Genomic DNA, 16144 nt, shown 5'->3' on the forward strand with positions numbered 1-16144 from the left:
GAACAAATATAATAAAAATATTCACAACCCAATATGTTGGGTTGTTAAAATTTTAAAATTTATGATAAAAAATATTACTTTCGATACTACTCAATTTGATTTTGACTTAATTGATCACGTAAAAAACTTGCGTAAAGAAAACAAAATGTCACAAGATCAACTCAGTTTAAAAATGGGAGTTGCTAAAAGTTTTGTAAGTAATGTAGAATCATTTACACAGCGACACAAATATTCCACTCGTCATTTAACTTTATTAGCTAAGGCTTTTGGTTTTAAAAATATTTCTGATCTACTTCAGTTTCCTACACCAAAATATGATAAAATTAAAATTACAGTAAAGCAGACATTCAACGATAGTGGTACTAAAGTAATTAGCAATGAGGTATTAAAAATTGAAGAGTTGTAAGAGAACTATTCTAACAAGGTTTCTAGATTATGAGATAGGTTATGATTTAATAATTAATTAGTTATGTTCTAATTTTTATTACAATAATTAAAATTTTCATATATTTGATTTATGGAATGGTAGGAGATCATTATAGCGATAGTCATTTTACTAGTTGGGGTTTTTATAAGTATAAAAACTCAAGATTTCCATAAAAATAGCTATCCTAATTATAGCTGGAGGAAGAGAGATAAATAAGGAATACTATAAATTTAATCCTAATACCACACTGGAAAAAGATGCTTCGGCATCTTTTTTTTATTTAGGGACTTGTCAATTTAGGATGCTTTGTAAGAAAAAATCAATATATTTGAAAAAAGAAAAAGCGAGACAAACCTTCGCCAATCTACCCGATTTTGGGTGTATATACGAAGGTTTGTTTCGGTTATGTACTAGTTGCCAGTAATTTGAAAAATGAAAAAACTAATATTAATAATGGGAATTTTAAGGGCACTTTTCGGTGGAAAAGCAAAAGATCAATCGAAAGACGAAAAGTATAAACCTGTTCTAAATGACTTAAATACAGAACAAATCGAATTTATAAAAGATAAATCAAAACAAGCAACTGAATTTGTTGCGAAATACTCTGAATTCAAAAAAGAGAGTGAAATGGAATTTCAGTATTTGGATGCGTCCATAGAAAACTGGAAAAACGCTGACCAAAATAATCGTGAAAAACCTGAAGAAGTTATTGACATAATCGGAGCGTTATTTGGACAAACTTTAGTCGAAAAACTGAATTTTGAATGGAAACTCATAACTGACCAATATGGAACTGACTTTACAGTAATTGACAAAAAGTATTTCGTGAATGGATTCCCTTTTTCTTCCGTACAAAAATCTGTAACTGAAAATCGTCCGAATTCATTGAATGAAATTTTCGGTCTGATTAAAGAACAATTACAAAAAGCAGAAAAATATGGCGAAGTTGATGAAAGAAACTGATAAAAAACTACTGGCAACACCGTATAAAAATAATTGCGGTTTAGTGCTAAAACAAAGGTAGTTGCGTATTTGCTACATCTGATTTTCCTGCGGAAAATCATCGCACGCAAACCCGCAACTATTCTTATACATAAACGTTGGCAGTAATATTAAAAAATCGAAAATGAGAAAAAACATTCAAGAAGAGTTTAATTATTTCTCACAAAGAAATCCCGAAAAAATATATGTAAGTAAATCATTTCCATATTTTCAATTTAAAAGTATAATTACAAATGAAAAAAGATTTATAAAAAAAGTTTTTATAAAAGATAATATTAGCGAATTTGTTGAAGTAAATGGCGAAATTGTTCTGCGAGATTTGTTTTCAGGAAAGTATCAAGTTAGCGCAACTGTATATTCTAGAAAAGAAAACAATCTTATGGAATTTACACTTCAAAGATTTACAAAAAACGAAGAGAATCAATTAAAACCTATTACCGAAACAAGTTTCTCTTTTACCCAAAATGAATTCACTGCACTTTTGCAATTTTTGAGTGATTTGAAATTTCTAGATTTTAGTGATAAAGAAAGATTTGTTATTGATGGAAAAAATATTCCAAATAATAAAATATTATTAAATCTAACAAAACCTGACCCAACAAAAGTTTTAGTTGATAAAAATTTGGGCGATTTAGTAAATAAATTTAAAGATTTAAAAGAAAACGAAAGAGAATATTTATTAGAAACTTTGAAAAATAACGTCTTAACAAAATCTGATTTGGATATACTTTCAGGAAGAAAAGATGGACTTGAAGAGTTTAAATCTAATTTGATAGAAATTTCTAAACTAGACGAACCTGAATGGCAGACATTTTTCAAAAATAATTCTTGGATTTTTGGATATGGATTAGATTATAAATTTTTAAGTATAATCCAAAAAGAAGCTTCTTTATCTTCAATAGATTTAGATGGAAAAAATGAAGTCAAATCTGATTTTTTATTAGCTGACAATAATTTCACAGTAATAGTGGAACTTAAAAGACCAGATACTCAACTATTCGAAAAAGACAAAAATCGCTCAGAATCTTGGAGGCTTTCAAAAGACCTTACTTATGCAATATCACAAATTCTCACACAGAAAGCTGAATGGGAATTAAATTCACAAAATAAAAAATTTGATAATGAAGGAAACCCAATTAATCAAACAACAATTGACCCTAAAACAATTTTAATAATTGGACACACTCAACAATTTAGTGGTAATAAAAAAGAAGATTTAATCAAAAGGAAAACATTTGAATTATACAGAAGAAATTCAAGAAATATTGAAATAATAACTTATGATGAACTTTTAGATAGAGCAAAGTTTATTGTGAACGATAGTAAAGGTGGAATAAATAAAGAAACTGAAACCGAAAAAGAGGAAAATCAATCTTTTGAAATTGAAAATGACGATTTACCGTTCTAAAAAAATACTACTGCCAACAGCTAGAGTTTCGTTGGGTTCGCAGAGCCAACAATGCATTGAAAATCAACGAATACTAAAATGGATATAAACCAATGAGCTAAACTCGTGTTGAACGGAACCGCTGTGATCCGCAACTATGGGTTTTTCGATAAATGAGTTTTAAGAATTTCAAGAGGCTATCGTGCCTCTTTTTTATACTTGTCTATTTGGGATTAGTACTTGTCAAATCGGGAGTAACTGCTTTAATAATACTAACACTCCAATAGTTCTGTACTATTTTTGAGAGATGGAATGGTATGAAATAGTAGGTTTAGTAGTTGTCTGGGTTGTGGGTCTTTATTTGAGAGGGAAGATTTATGAGCATAAGAATGGGTATAAACGAAATGATAGTTGGAGGAATAGGAAGAAATAGATGCGGTGGCATCTTTTTTTGTTTATGAACTTGTCAATTCAGGATGATTTGTAAGAAAAAATCAATATATTTGAATATAATATAAAGGGAAACAGACTTTCGCCAATGTACCTGATTTTTGGGGTATATGCTAAGGTTTGTTTTGGTTATAAATAAGTTAGCAACCATATCGACTCAGCAAAATCTTAAAAAGATAATAAGTGGAAGAATATTTAGAATTCAGAAAAAAAATTATTGGAAGTGAAAATGAAAAATTTCGAGCAAATTTAAAAGAAAATTATACTTCATTAGAGAAATATTGCAAAGAAGAAATTGGTAAAAAAGCAACGGTAATGCTACTTTCCGACAAACTCGATTTACTTCAAAATGCAGAAATTGTAAATGCAATTAAATCTATTATTGAATTAGATTACATTAAAAGTAACAATTTTGATTTTAAAGTAAATCCAGATGTAAAAAATGCTACAGATTTCTTAAGACAAAATCTTTTGGGAATTGGAACTGCATCCAACTTTGCGTATAATGAATCAAAAGCAGTTTTATATTTACTTCAACAAATTAGAGATAATATTACTCATAACGGGAAATTTGAACTTGATGAAAATCAGTTTGAAAGGAATTATATATTGGTAAAAGCTGGATCTCAAATCTCTGACAAAATTATTGAAATGTTATAAAAAGATACGGTTTCTAACAGCCAAGGAATTCGTCGCCTGCGAAGCACCTAATAAATGAAAACCAAAATATAATGAGGGTATTTAAAGGGAAAACCAAAAACGGTACTTTATAAAAAAACAGAACCCGGAGGTTTGAATTGCTTCAGTGACAACCGGGAATAAGATGTAGCAAATATACAATACATTTATATAAAAAACAAATATTTTTGAAAATGATATATTCTGAATTCGAAAAAGTAATCACTCCTGCACGATTAGGACGCTATAAAACCGCCTGTGGCGGTAGCTCACGCAAGGCAATGACCCTCTATCGTAAAAACCTAAAGCTATCACAAGAAATGTTTACAGTCTTGAGTTGTTTTGAAGTAGCATTGCGTAATAGAATAGACGAACATTATACTCCAATTCACGGTAACGATTGGTTAAGAGATGCAGTATCTATTGGTGGTTTTTTGGATAGAAATAAAACCAAAATGGCTCAAGAAACTATAAATAAAGCAATCACAAGTCTTGGTTTAGGATATACACATTATAAGCTAGTCGCAGAACTTGGTTTTGGTTTTTGGAGATATATGTTTTCTAACTATCAATTTGCTTATTTAGGCAGAACATTATTAAATGTATTCCCATTATTACCAGCTACAACTTTAGTAACCAACTACAACCACAATTATATTTTAACACAGTTAGCACAAATTAATAAACTCCGAAACCGAATTGCACACCATGAGCCTATATGTTTTCAACCACGATTAGCCGTAAAAGACACGACTTATGCACGCCAACATTATAACCTGATTATTCAACTATTCCAATGGATGCAAATTGATGAAGCAGCACTACTATATGGCATAGACCATATTCATTCTATTTGTAACGAAATTGACCAAATTTAATACAACCAAATAAAAAAGATTTAGGACATCTTTTTTGTTTATAGGTTTGTAATAGTAAAAATTAAGGAAGTTTTTAAGCCAAAATGAATAGGAGGGGAGGATTTAAGAGCTAAATAACAAGGCTAGTATAGATTAGTAGGGAATAAAAAGAAGGATTTTTTTATTTCAAAACTATTTCGGCCCAAATAGGTATATGATCAGAAATTGTTCTAGCTTCTGGCAAAGAATTCAATTTTTCATAAAAAGGAATGATACCTGATTTAATGACAGTTATTTTGGATTCATTATAAAACATATTATCAAATTCAGAGGCTAGACAACTGTCGCTTGAACAGGCTTTTTTTAGGGATGTTTTTTGACCAATTAGCAGCGATTGATACCCCATTTTTTTCAAAGGGTTAAAAACGGTATGTGATTGCGGACAATTAAAATCACCAACAAAAAGTAAATTTAAGCTGGTATATTCTAAAGGTAAAAACTTGAAATATTTAATTTCCGTTTCAGGTTGTTTGGATTTCGTAATGGCGTGAAAGTTTACTAAAGTAAATTGTTGCTGTTTATACTCAAATGTAGCGTAAAAAGGCTCTCTGTCTATTTCCAATTTGTACTTTTGTTCGAGCCAAGGACAACCAATTATTTGAACCCTAGCTGTTTTCCAAATAAAGGCATATCGTTCTGTTTTATAAGCACTACTACTTGTTGCTTCACTCACTGCATAATTCCATTTATCTCCTTTTCGGTTGAGTTCATCTGCAAGTCTAGCTATTGCTTGAATTCCGCCAACACCAGCTACAACTTCCTGAATAGCAACAATATCATAATCTCTAATTATTGTGGCAATAAATGATATCTCTTGATTTGTTTTTGATTTACCAAAGTTTTCAATGTTCCAGGATAAAATCTTGGTTTGTGCGAACAATGCGTGACTTAGTAGAAATAATACTATTATATTTTTTTTCAATGATCTTATCTGTTAGTTAATCTTCCCAACCACAAAGAGTTAATTTTAATGAAACTGCTTTGCTTTTTGTTACTTCATATATCTGGTGTTTACAATTGCTTAAACCTCTACAAGAATTTGAATAATGGTATTTTTTTGCTCCTGCAGGGCCACAAATATATACTTTTGATTCGTAAGGTGTTATAGCAGCTGAAAGGATTAGAATTAATATAATGAATATCTTTTTGATCATTGATGTTTTGTTTTATGAAATTTATAATACTAAATTGGTTTAATGATAAAATGGTGTGTTTATCACTGGTGTAAACCATTGTAAAAAGTGTTCAAAGACAGTCAATAACGAAAACACCAATGCTATTAATACTAGACCTTTGGTTATGAAAAATCCCAAATTGTCTTTCTCCATTTCAATACTGTCTGTACGATTTTCAAAAGAGAATTTAAATATTATATTGACTATATAATATGCTAAGAAGGTCGATAAAAATGTAAATCCAATGAAAATTGCAATTTTCTCCATTACCGCAATAAAGGTATTGTCGATGTTTTTATCTGCTATTAATAATTCGATTGCATTTTCAACAAAATCTAAAGCTCCTTTTAAAAAGAGAATAAAAGAAATGAGTAATGAACCAAACCAAATAGAAAAGGAAAGTTTTGATTTTCCGTCTAGTTCCGCCTTTACTTTTAATTTTTTTGCTAAAAATTGGATTACCATTACCATTAATGAAATAGATACAATTGCCACTAAGCTTGTAAAAAATAAACTTTGTTTGTCCATGTTATTTTGATTTTAAGGAGATTCTCCAGTTGTTTGTGTTTGAAATTTGATTGGAAATTAGTCCGGGTTTGCAATTTGGTGCAGTAGTTTCCCACATCACATAACGTTGATTGTTGTATACATAAGCGGTTCCATTTATAGGAAGATTAATTCCTAAAATGGAGTGTCCATAAAACTCACTGCTTAAAACAGCTACATCATATTTGTAATGTGCGAATATAGTATATAATAATAGTGTTCTAGAGTCACAATCTCCTTTTAGACTAGCTAAAAATTCGATAGGTGTATTAATCCCAAATCTTTGATAGCTATCACAAGAAGCATTGGGAGATAGCAGATATTGTCTTGTAAATGTATCGTTGTATAAACTTGCGTCACATCCATTATCAAGTATTATAGCATACGGTATATCTTGAACAAATGAGACAATCATTTCGGCAAATTTAATTTTAGAAAGATGATTTGATTTGTTAATACTATCAAATAATTTATACAATCCATTTAGCTTATTTTTATCATTTTCTTTTAGGCTATAAATGATTTTATCATAACTGTTGATATTGTCTTGAGAAAATTCTAAATGTGTTTTGTAATAGTGTGCTTTTTTGAAATCACTTAATAACAGTTGGTATTTACCTTCATATTTTTTGCCTTCATAATCTTGCCAGATTCTGTAACGTGTGATTAAGGAGTCTTTTATTTCTGTGGGTTTTTTATTTGTTTGGTCTCTTGTATCATCAATGATTGGTGTTCTTTCTTCAATAACTTCTCTTGGTTTATCGACAACTATAGGGGTAGGGGTGTAACTTCTAGATCCTTGATTGAATGCATTGTTTAATGATGCTATAAAGCCGATTAAAAGAAATATTCCAATAATTCTAAAAATCCATTTTAAAAATGGTTCTAAAATACTAATTAAGAAAATAACGATAAAGAAGCCAATAAAATAGAGTAAACCTGGAAGTATCGAAATTAAAAATATGATTCCTAAAACAAGAGCAATTATTCCAATTATTGTTGAAAAGCATCCTTGGTTAGAACTTGTATTACTTTTGTCATATTGCCAATTTCCCCAGATTTTATCGTTATGATTTTTGCAGAAATATTCGGTTCTTGTATAGTTTCCTTTTGTTTGTGTTTGTCCCGTTTTAATATTAGAGGGCTCACATGCTAAAGGTCTTTCTGGATGTTTCTCGGTTGGACTTTTTGGTGTGTTTTCTTCAATTATTGGTCCCACAATTTCCTCAACAATTTCCTTTTCATAGTCTAGTATGTATCCAGTGATAAAGGCATTAAATGTTCCGAAAACTTCATCACCATCTGTCTGATGATATTTACGAACGATATCAAATTCAAATAATTGCGGTTCTAAAACATTTACCCCAAATGATTTTTCATTTGCCACAATTGCTACAGGTAATGTTTGAGGTAGTTTTTCCTTTGGAAAAACTATTCCTTTTACCTTATTTAAATTTTCTAAGTTTATAAAATCCTTTGGGAAAACAAAAGCTATGTTTTTTCTAAAATTTTCTCTTGAATTACAGAATACTTGTGCTTCATAGATTTCAAAATCAAATAAATCAGATTCATCGGGTATCTTACTACCTCTATACTTTCCTGTAATTGTTCCTTTTAAATAGGTCTTTCTAGGAGTAGCTATTTCTTTAGTGAGTTTATGGTACTTGTAACCATCCTCTCCTATGAAAGTTTCTATATTTATTATTTTTTCAATAATTTCAGGCATAGGATAAGCAGTTATTCTTGTTTGTATAGATAATCCAATAAACTTTGTTCGTTATTTTTAATAGCTGTTGTATGATGTCTTTTTGTTCTAAATGGAGCATCTACCCAGTACTCATATTTATGTAATATTTCGTCTTTGTATTCCTCTGAAATCTGCGTCCATAAATAATCGTATTTTCGTTTATTAATTTTTTTTAGTTTATCTAATAATGGAGTTAAACGTTCTAAAGATTGGTTATTATTTCTTATAATTTTTGAAGTCATTATCTCAGAGAATTTGATTTTGGTTTTGTCGTATTCTTCAAGAATTATTCGGTGTTCAATTAGCATTCGCTGAAAATAATAATCAGAGGTATTTATACGGTTGATATCTATTGATTTGATTTTATTTTCTAACCACTCATAATGTTTGGTGTTAATAAGTTCTTCTCTTAGTTTAATAATTTCTTCATTATTGTTTTTATTAAACAATTTTGATGATAATTTCCTGGTATTGTATTTGAAATATATAGGTAATAAAAAAGCAAGACATACTAACAATGTGATGAACCATGATGCTGGATTTTCAAAAAGTAATAATTGTATGGTTTTGACATAGAAATTACTTTTATTTAATAAAACATTTAATTCATTATAATTCTCCGTTTTTTCAGTGACTAATTGAATTAAATTATTTCGGTATTTCTCATATTCTTTTTGTAAACTCCCATTTATAGAAGTAGATTCAAAATCGGAAATGAAATTAGCGTCAGAAGCTAATTCATTGTTTAATAAATTTTCTAACTGTGCCAAAAGCTTTATTCTTTTTTGGGTTTCTTTTTGTGATAACACAAGATTTTGGTCTACTATGTCAATCTTAGCAATCAGTTTTGAAGATAATTCTATAAATTTCTCATCACCGTTTATTTTGTTATTTATTAAAACAATTTGATTTTGTGCAAGAGGTTCAAGTTGCTCATTAATTTGGTAAACCGTTTTTTTATTAAACTCTTTTTGATTAATTAGTTCTTGTTTTATTAACTCTTTATTTGATATGGTAAAGAGTTTCACGCGTTCAATAATTTTATGTTTTTCAATACTATTTTGAACACTATTTGAGCATATAAAAACATTTAAAGGTTGTGCAATTATTATGGCTAGCAATATCATAAAGACAAGCCTTAAGCACATAGAAAAAGTAAAAACAGAAAAGATATTTGTTGAATTTCTATACTGTTTTTTTTTCTTTGATGATAAAGGGATAATTTCAGGTGAAATGGTATGTAATAATAATAAGTAAAGGTTTGAAATAACAGCTCCCCACATTAATCCAATAGGAATACTTACCCATTTAGCACCTTCAAATAATGAATAGGTGAAAAAGGTAGCACTAAAAAAACAACCAGTAAAAATTATTAATACAAAAGAACCAATCAGTGCAAATCTTTTTTGGATTTTACTGCTGCATTTTTTTAGTATAAAGTTATCTTCACCAGAACAAGTAAATAGAAAAAGACGTAACTCATTAACTGCTTTGTTCATTAGAGTTTATCGTATTAATATATTGATCGAGGTTTTCATCTATATTCTTGCGCTCTCTTTCTTTGTATGCTTGGACGGCATATTTAGTCAGTTCTTTTTGAATTTCAGAAACTTGAATTTTTTCAAAGATTAACCTTTCAGCTTCGTGGTTAACAACTAAATGTTTTTCTACACCTTGCTTATCTTTATAGTAATCATATTTAACTTCAATACCATATTCAGCTTTGATTAACTCATCCCTATTTTCGGCTAAATAATCATATGTTGTTTTAGTTAGCATCAATTTGAAAAAGATTGGGGTTAATTCTATTGCCATGAACAATAAAGTGATAAATAATGATATCCATCCACCCGCTACTTCATGCGCAATTTTTATTCTTTCTAATAAACCGTCAAGACCGTTGGCGATATTTTCAGTATCAGCTAAGGCTTCTTTTCTTCTTTTTTCAATTTCTGTTTTTTCAGCATTTATTCTTACATATTCTGGATTTGTTTTGATGGAATTTATTTCGTTTCCTACAATATCCATTTGGGCTTTTACTGCCAATGCTCTGGGACCAACTGTAACAATTCTAGCTTCTTCAATATATTGATTTTGTAATTCCGAATGTCTTTTGATTTTTGAATTTAAATCATCATCAAATATCTTGAGTTCTTTATCTTTGTTTTTAATCTCTTCATTAAAATTGGTGTTAATTTTTTCTATATAAATTGCTTGTTGTTCTATTTGTTTTTCACGGAGCTTGATGTCAATTTCGGTTTTAAACATTCTAATTTCTACAGGTTTAGAGATAGTCAGCGCTATGATCATTCCCATAATAATTCTTGGTAGAGCACTTTTTAATTCGCCTATCGTAATTGCTTCTGTACCATCACCTTTTCCTGTACTAGTTACTATAAAACGGTCAATGTTAAAAATCATTAATCCCCAAATGATTCCAAAAATGATTGCTTTACAAATAGTAGAAGTATCGATAGGATTGTCAATTGCTGAACCTCTAGGCTCAAATATGGTATAGAAAGCATATCCTCCTGCGATTCCTGCTAGTGCTCCTGTAGCAAATACAATTCCTCCTAAACACATGTATTTTATTTGATCAGAATAGGTTGCTCTTTCTAATAGATACCTGTCGCCACCTGCACATTTCCATAAAAACCGCATTAATGAGCTTGATTCTGGTAATTCATAGTAGTCTCTTTTCATATAAATTCGTTTTGATTAAAGTTTTTATGTGTGATGTTTAAGCGATTATTCGTTGTTATATTAATATTGTGTCTAATAATGGATGTATTATTAGTATTAATTATTTTAATAGATTTTGTTAGTTTAGGTATGTTTTGATCAAACAATTCCAAAGTAAGATTTGAAAAACTTGTTTTGAAATTTTCTGTATTGATAGTTAATTGAGGTTTGAATTTAAGATTGTAGATTTTTTTTCTAAAGAATCCATAAACAACTAATTCTATTTCATTGTTTATATTTTCAAGATTAAATATCTTGATTTGTTTTTCTAAAGTTTTACGCCCATCAAATCGGTAGCATATTGTATTATTAAATTTGTAATCAACAATGATAAAACTATTATTAAAAAGGTTATTTACATCGTAATCTAAACGTAGTAATTCAATTTTTTTGTTTCTTTTAAATAAAACAATAAAAAAACGAGCGATTATAACCACTAGGAAATTTAATTCTTTTGCAAAATTAATTATGCAGTTTGAAAACAATATAATAGATTTATTTGGTTAATTAAATGTGAAAGTATATTGCAATACTAGTTATAAAGTATTGCAATATACTTGATTTATTGATAATTAAAACTGGTAGACTTCATAAATTTATTTGAAATCTAAAACTCATAAAAACTTAGCTTGTATGACATTCGTTACTGCAGGTTTTGCAGCCATTCGATTGGGTATAAGTTTTTTTTGCTTCAGTAACTGCCGCTTTGCATGTAGAAAATACTCCTAGATACTTTCTGTTGTTAATACTTGGTAAATAGCGACAATCTTCTGTATGAACTTCGTGATCTCCATTAGCTTGTGCATTTTGGTTTACATAATAATTTTTCATGATTTATTTGGTTTTAATGATTACTCTTTAAATGAGTATTCAAATATAAAACCGCTGCAAACCAATATTTTACGGTAAACCATAATTCATAAAAAAATTATATGACGCCCATATCTTTGGCAATAGCAATCAAATGGGTAGAGTTATTTGCTTTAAAAAAATCTTTTAGTCTAGAAATTCTTTTTTCAAGAGTACTTTTGCTATTGGGTTTAATAGATAAATCTTTAAAAATTCTCCCTATTTCATCTTGTGGGACACCTGTTGAAAGATGTTTGAGAATTAAAATATCAAAATCGTCAATTTCGTAATTGTTTTTTTCTTTTAGGACAAAAGCAATTTCTGGTGAGATATATTTATTATCTGATGTATTTACAATCTGTATTGCTTTTTTGAGTTCTTCGATACTATTTCTTCCTTTTAAGATATAGGCATTTATATCCGAGTCCTGAAAAAGAGATTTAATACGGTAAATTTTTTCTTCAACAGAATAAGCTATGATTTTTATATCGGGTTGTAGCAGTCTAATTTTTTCTATTAAGTGATCTCCATTTTCTATAGTTACTTCTCTATGATCTTTTTTAAAAGATAAATCAGTGATAAGTAAATCATATGGTTCGTTGTCAAGAATGGCTTTTCTAATTTTTAAAAATGCATCATCACAATATTTTGAATGATCAAAATTGCTGATATTTAGATCTTGTAAAGCTTGGGCAATACCTAGGTTAATACTATCAAAATCTTCAACAACAATTACTTTTTTAAACATGATATACTAGATTAGCTGGGTAGCGTTATTTTTACTTTAAAACCTTTGTCTGGTGCTGTGTCAAAAATAATAGTTCCGTTTATAGTTGTAATACGGTTTTCCATATTTTGAAGACCATTTTTTATAATTTCTGTTGCTACGCATCCTTTTCCGTTATCTACATAGCTAATTTCTAAAAATTTGGGATTAGAAACATCAAATTTGATTACTACTAGTGATGCCTGACTATGTTTTTTCATATTAACCATCAATTCTTGTAAAACTCGATAAAGAGTTACTTTTTTGGTATCATCAATTAGTGACCAATTTACTTTTTCAATATTATTTACGATTACATTTCTAGAGCTATCATTGTAAGTCGCTATAGTATCTTTTACATTTTGGGCATAGTTTATCCCAGTGTCAATTTCATTGTTTTCTCTTGAAATACCTCTTACTCTCAAATAGATGTTATCTAATTGCTGTAATAAATTTTCTTTTGTTTGTTCGCTTTCAATAGGCTGTGTTTGAGTAAAAGTGATGGTATGAAAAACATCATTAGCTAGTTCGTCATGGATTTTTTTTGCAATCCGAGTTTCGGTATCGTAGGAGGCTTTGATCCTTTCTGTTTTAGTTTTTATGCTATAGTAGCGCACAAGCAGTAATAGTATAATGATGAGAAGAATCGTTCCAATGAAGAAAAGGAGTCTTTGATATTTTATTTTTTGAAGTATCAATGAATTTTGAGCTTTTTCTAATCGGAGAATCTTATTTTCTATTTTCTCTTTTTTAGAATCATATTTAATTTTAGCGAATTTATTTTTAAAATTATTTCGAATTTTAATAATACTGTCATTTAAAAAAATAAATTTTTGTGCATGCTGTAGGTTTTGAACATTCTGATCATTTGAGATTAATATAGCTAAAGCTCTCAACCTTTCGTCTATACTATTAAATTTTGTAGCTATCTGATATGCCGAAAAAGCAAACTCATTTGATTTTTTAGGGGTTGTTTTTTTGTAATATTCGGCTAAATGCAAATTACTTTCAATAATTCCGTAACTATCATCAATTTGATTTCTTAATGCAAAGCCTTCATTCATAAGTAGTAAGCCTTTTTCGGTATTTCCATTTTTAAAATGAGCATAACCTAAATTGTCCAAAATTCGGGCTTTATTACTTCTGAGGGAGTTTTGATTTAGTATTGATTTATTAGCTATTGTATTTAAAATTTCAATAGCTTTACTGTACTTTTTTTGCTGGATATAGACTACGGCAATATTGTTTAAGGGCCCATTTTTTGCTATTTCATCCTTACAATCTTTTATTGCTTCTTTGTAGTAATAAATAGCATCGTCGTAAATCGAAAGTTCTTTATTAGCGATACCAAAATAGTTATTGATAGCGGCACTGTAAAGATCTTTTTTCTTGATATAAGGTAAAGCTTCAGTTAAGGTTTCCTTACTTCCATAATAATCACCATTTATTTGTTGTATAGCAGCCATCTGAATTAGATTATAAACAATTTTGTTGCTATCTCTTATTGCTTCCGCTGCAACTTTTGATTGGTTAAAATAGTAAAAAGCCTTGTTAAAATGATTAGTTTCTAAATAATGGAGCGCTTTTTTTTGATAAGCTAAAGCTTCTTTACTAGCCTTGTTAGCTTTAGGGATTTCTTTAATTTTTTCTTGACAGGAAATCAAGAGAATAAAAATGAATAAACTAAAAAACGGGGATCGTAGCATAGTTGTTACTTTCCCCGAAAATAATACTTAATTTTAAATTAAAGCTTTTAATCCATTTTTATTTATTTAGGGGGTGGAACATAGATAGGTTGATCACCAGGTCCCTTGGTAGCAACTAGTTTGGTTGTAGCAAGTTCTGTATCCTTGTCAGTTGTAACATCTTCGTCGGCTGTACAAGAAAAAAGAGTTGTAGTCAATAGCGTTAACGCTCCCATCATAAAAAATTTTTTCATCTTAATTGATTTTTAAAAATTAGGAATAGGTATTGCTGCCCGAAACTTTTTCAGATTAATTGTAAAGGCAATACCATGTGATTTTGGGAAGTAAAGTGCTTGGAACTTTAAGATTTTGTTTATACTTCCCGAATAAACATTACCTTAAGGTTTTCCACACTTTTTATTGAACTAGTTTTGTACATTTGTTTCAAGCTGCAGATCAAAACAATAACTAATTTCTTCTGCAAAGTAAAAACGATTATAAGCCTGTATTGCTAAGGAATTCCTGGAATTCCTGCTTTTCCTAAACTTTCCTATGAATTCCTAATAAATCCTAAATGCCTATGTCAAACAATACTATTAGTAATTATAAAAAAGCGATTAAAGAAAAATATGAGTTGGAAAAAAATGGAGACAACTATCTTTATTTAGTACAACCTTCACAAGCCAATCTTAGAAAATTATGTTGGCAGAAATTTGAAAACAATGCCAATCAAAGTGATCATATTGTTTTTACTGCTTTTTTTGGATTCGCTTTTGACGTAGCGAATAAAAATCTTTTTAAAACAAAGACAGATCGTTTTAAGCCTATTGGGGCTTTTTTTAGAGGGGAAACAGAATCACCTACGGATGATATTATTGAATTGGCAGCTATTTTGGTTGATTTTCAACCTAGACCATTTACTAAATTTAGGGCAAAAGGGAGTGATCTGATAAGTAAAGTTCATGTAATTAAAGAAAATAATGCTGATAAATCTGTAGTTTTGAATAGCAGCGAAACCCCAAATGAGAATAAGTTTAAAAGAGATGTAAGTAAAGCTCCAATACTTTTTTTAAATTTTAAAAGAAGTTTTGGTCAGTCATTTTTTAGGCATTCAAAATTGATAATTGTACTAATTAGTTTTTTAGTTTTAGGGTTTACAATAAGTTATTTTCTTTTCCCCAAGAAACAATGCATGCAATGGTCTTATGATCATTATGAAGTGGTGAGTTGTGATACCGATTTTCAGGGTTTTAAAACATCTAATGGTATAGAACTTTTGGATGAAGAGGCATTAAACCTCAAAAAAATTAAAGTTTCTGACACCACTGTTTTCTTTAAAAATGGAGAGGCTTTAGTCTGGTATGCTAAAACAAAAGAGGGTATCGACTTTTTTAATACTCATGGTAGGCATCCTGAGAATTACCACGCTTTAAAACCTATAACGCCTTATATTATTAAAAAATATATAAAAAAAGAGAAAATGGATTGAACTTTAGCTATACTAAAAACCTTGTTTTTACTTATGATTCCCAACGGATTCGGTTGGATTCTGTTGCATTTTGTCGTTGTGAATTGCTTTCAAAACTGCGTAGCACATCATGAGTACCTCTAAAAAACAATAAAAACAAGCGAATAATTGTATTTTCACTTATGATTCCCAACAAAAAACACACAGGTTTTAGCACATCAATAGTTGTGAATTGCTTTCAAAACTGCGTAGCACATCATGAGTACCTCTAAAAAACAATAAAAACAAGCGAATAATTGTATTTT

General features: G+C 29.3%; 17 protein-coding genes. 6 read left to right on the forward strand and 11 right to left on the reverse strand.

Features of this window, described 5'->3' with window-relative positions; all coding sequences use genetic code 11:
• Positions 1-61: 61 nt before the first annotated feature.
• The 5 genes from AC4FRF_RS16870 to AC4FRF_RS16890 all read left to right on the forward strand — a co-directional run bounded on the left by AC4FRF_RS16870 (position 62) and on the right by AC4FRF_RS16890 (position 4822).
• Entirely contained in the window at positions 62-406 is a 345-nt protein-coding gene (locus tag AC4FRF_RS16870) for a helix-turn-helix domain-containing protein (RefSeq protein ID WP_491161361.1), read from the forward strand.
• Between the two features lie 453 nt (positions 407-859).
• Entirely contained in the window at positions 860-1390 is a 531-nt protein-coding gene (locus AC4FRF_RS16875) for a DUF3806 domain-containing protein (protein ID WP_491161363.1), read from the forward strand.
• 163 nt (positions 1391-1553) lie between these two features.
• Positions 1554-2837, forward strand: coding sequence for a Shedu immune nuclease family protein (locus tag AC4FRF_RS16880; protein ID WP_491161364.1), 1284 nt, complete (start codon positions 1554-1556; stop codon positions 2835-2837).
• Between the two features lie 612 nt (positions 2838-3449).
• Complete coding sequence (locus AC4FRF_RS16885) at positions 3450-3926, forward strand: hypothetical protein (protein WP_491161366.1); 477 nt, start codon at positions 3450-3452, stop codon at positions 3924-3926.
• Between the two features lie 212 nt (positions 3927-4138).
• Positions 4139-4822: an Abi family protein gene (locus AC4FRF_RS16890; protein WP_491161368.1), complete on the forward strand. Its 684-nt coding sequence runs from the start codon at positions 4139-4141 to the stop codon at positions 4820-4822.
• Between the two features lie 160 nt (positions 4823-4982).
• Here the strand turns inward: AC4FRF_RS16890 and AC4FRF_RS16895 are convergent, their stop codons facing one another.
• The 10 genes from AC4FRF_RS16895 to AC4FRF_RS16940 all read right to left on the reverse strand — a co-directional run bounded on the left by AC4FRF_RS16895 (position 4983) and on the right by AC4FRF_RS16940 (position 14610).
• Positions 4983-5783 (reverse strand): endonuclease/exonuclease/phosphatase family protein, encoded by an 801-nt coding sequence (locus tag AC4FRF_RS16895; RefSeq protein ID WP_491161370.1) that lies wholly within the window; start codon positions 5781-5783, stop codon positions 4983-4985.
• Between the two features lie 16 nt (positions 5784-5799).
• Positions 5800-6015: a hypothetical protein gene (locus AC4FRF_RS16900; protein ID WP_491161371.1), complete on the reverse strand. Its 216-nt coding sequence runs from the start codon at positions 6013-6015 to the stop codon at positions 5800-5802.
• A 39-nt stretch (positions 6016-6054) separates the two neighbouring features.
• Complete coding sequence (locus AC4FRF_RS16905; protein WP_491161374.1) at positions 6055-6564, reverse strand: hypothetical protein; 510 nt, start codon at positions 6562-6564, stop codon at positions 6055-6057.
• 1 nt (position 6565) lies between these two features.
• Positions 6566-8308 carry a hypothetical protein gene (locus AC4FRF_RS16910; RefSeq protein ID WP_491161376.1) on the reverse strand — a complete coding sequence of 581 codons (1743 nt, stop codon included), beginning with the start codon at positions 8306-8308 and terminating at the stop codon, positions 6566-6568.
• An 11-nt stretch (positions 8309-8319) separates the two neighbouring features.
• A complete protein-coding gene (locus AC4FRF_RS16915) occupies positions 8320-9828 on the reverse strand; it encodes a DUF4407 domain-containing protein (protein ID WP_491161378.1) in 1509 nt (502 codons plus the stop codon).
• Complete coding sequence (locus AC4FRF_RS16920; RefSeq protein ID WP_491161380.1) at positions 9812-11032, reverse strand: DUF4407 domain-containing protein; 1221 nt, start codon at positions 11030-11032, stop codon at positions 9812-9814. The genes AC4FRF_RS16915 and AC4FRF_RS16920 overlap by 17 nt, the downstream gene beginning before the upstream one ends.
• Before the next feature lie 663 nt (positions 11033-11695).
• Positions 11696-11902: a hypothetical protein gene (locus AC4FRF_RS16925; RefSeq protein WP_491161381.1), complete on the reverse strand. Its 207-nt coding sequence runs from the start codon at positions 11900-11902 to the stop codon at positions 11696-11698.
• A gap of 97 nt (positions 11903-11999) precedes the next feature.
• Positions 12000-12668 carry a response regulator gene (locus tag AC4FRF_RS16930; RefSeq protein ID WP_491161383.1) on the reverse strand — a complete coding sequence of 223 codons (669 nt, stop codon included), beginning with the start codon at positions 12666-12668 and terminating at the stop codon, positions 12000-12002.
• Positions 12669-12679: 11 nt separating this feature from the next.
• Entirely contained in the window at positions 12680-14350 is a 1671-nt protein-coding gene (locus AC4FRF_RS16935; protein WP_491161385.1) for a tetratricopeptide repeat-containing sensor histidine kinase, read from the reverse strand.
• Between the two features lie 104 nt (positions 14351-14454).
• The gene (locus tag AC4FRF_RS16940) at positions 14455-14610 is read right to left on the reverse strand and encodes a hypothetical protein (protein ID WP_491161387.1); all 156 of its coding nucleotides are present in this window, start codon (positions 14608-14610) and stop codon (positions 14455-14457) included.
• A 341-nt stretch (positions 14611-14951) separates the two neighbouring features.
• Here AC4FRF_RS16940 and AC4FRF_RS16945 point away from each other — a divergent pair, with 341 nt between their 5' ends.
• Positions 14952-15860, forward strand: a complete 909-nt coding sequence (locus tag AC4FRF_RS16945; protein ID WP_491161389.1) for a hypothetical protein — start codon at positions 14952-14954, stop codon at positions 15858-15860.
• 31 nt (positions 15861-15891) lie between these two features.
• On the opposite strand, the gene AC4FRF_RS16950 is transcribed toward AC4FRF_RS16945, so the two are convergent.
• The gene (locus tag AC4FRF_RS16950; protein WP_491161391.1) at positions 15892-16035 is read right to left on the reverse strand and encodes a hypothetical protein; all 144 of its coding nucleotides are present in this window, start codon (positions 16033-16035) and stop codon (positions 15892-15894) included.
• Positions 16036-16144: the final 109 nt, after the last annotated feature.

The organism is Flavobacterium sp. ST-158 (genome assembly GCF_058309975.1).

Coding starts and splice junctions, on each gene's coding strand:
- AC4FRF_RS16880 (WP_491161364.1), top strand. CDS start 1,554: ATGAGAAAAAACATTCAAGAAGAGTTTAATTATTTCTCACAAAGAAAT.
- AC4FRF_RS16910 (WP_491161376.1), bottom strand. CDS start 8,308: ATGCCTGAAATTATTGAAAAAATAATAAATATAGAAACTTTCATAGGA.
- AC4FRF_RS16890 (WP_491161368.1), top strand. CDS start 4,139: ATGATATATTCTGAATTCGAAAAAGTAATCACTCCTGCACGATTAGGA.
- AC4FRF_RS16945 (WP_491161389.1), top strand. CDS start 14,952: ATGTCAAACAATACTATTAGTAATTATAAAAAAGCGATTAAAGAAAAA.
- AC4FRF_RS16920 (WP_491161380.1), bottom strand. CDS start 11,032: ATGAAAAGAGACTACTATGAATTACCAGAATCAAGCTCATTAATGCGG.
- AC4FRF_RS16940 (WP_491161387.1), bottom strand. CDS start 14,610: ATGATGGGAGCGTTAACGCTATTGACTACAACTCTTTTTTCTTGTACA.
- AC4FRF_RS16915 (WP_491161378.1), bottom strand. CDS start 9,828: ATGAACAAAGCAGTTAATGAGTTACGTCTTTTTCTATTTACTTGTTCT.
- AC4FRF_RS16930 (WP_491161383.1), bottom strand. CDS start 12,668: ATGTTTAAAAAAGTAATTGTTGTTGAAGATTTTGATAGTATTAACCTA.
- AC4FRF_RS16870 (WP_491161361.1), top strand. CDS start 62: ATGATAAAAAATATTACTTTCGATACTACTCAATTTGATTTTGACTTA.
- AC4FRF_RS16925 (WP_491161381.1), bottom strand. CDS start 11,902: ATGAAAAATTATTATGTAAACCAAAATGCACAAGCTAATGGAGATCAC.
- AC4FRF_RS16875 (WP_491161363.1), top strand. CDS start 860: ATGAAAAAACTAATATTAATAATGGGAATTTTAAGGGCACTTTTCGGT.
- AC4FRF_RS16905 (WP_491161374.1), bottom strand. CDS start 6,564: ATGGACAAACAAAGTTTATTTTTTACAAGCTTAGTGGCAATTGTATCT.
- AC4FRF_RS16900 (WP_491161371.1), bottom strand. CDS start 6,015: ATGATCAAAAAGATATTCATTATATTAATTCTAATCCTTTCAGCTGCT.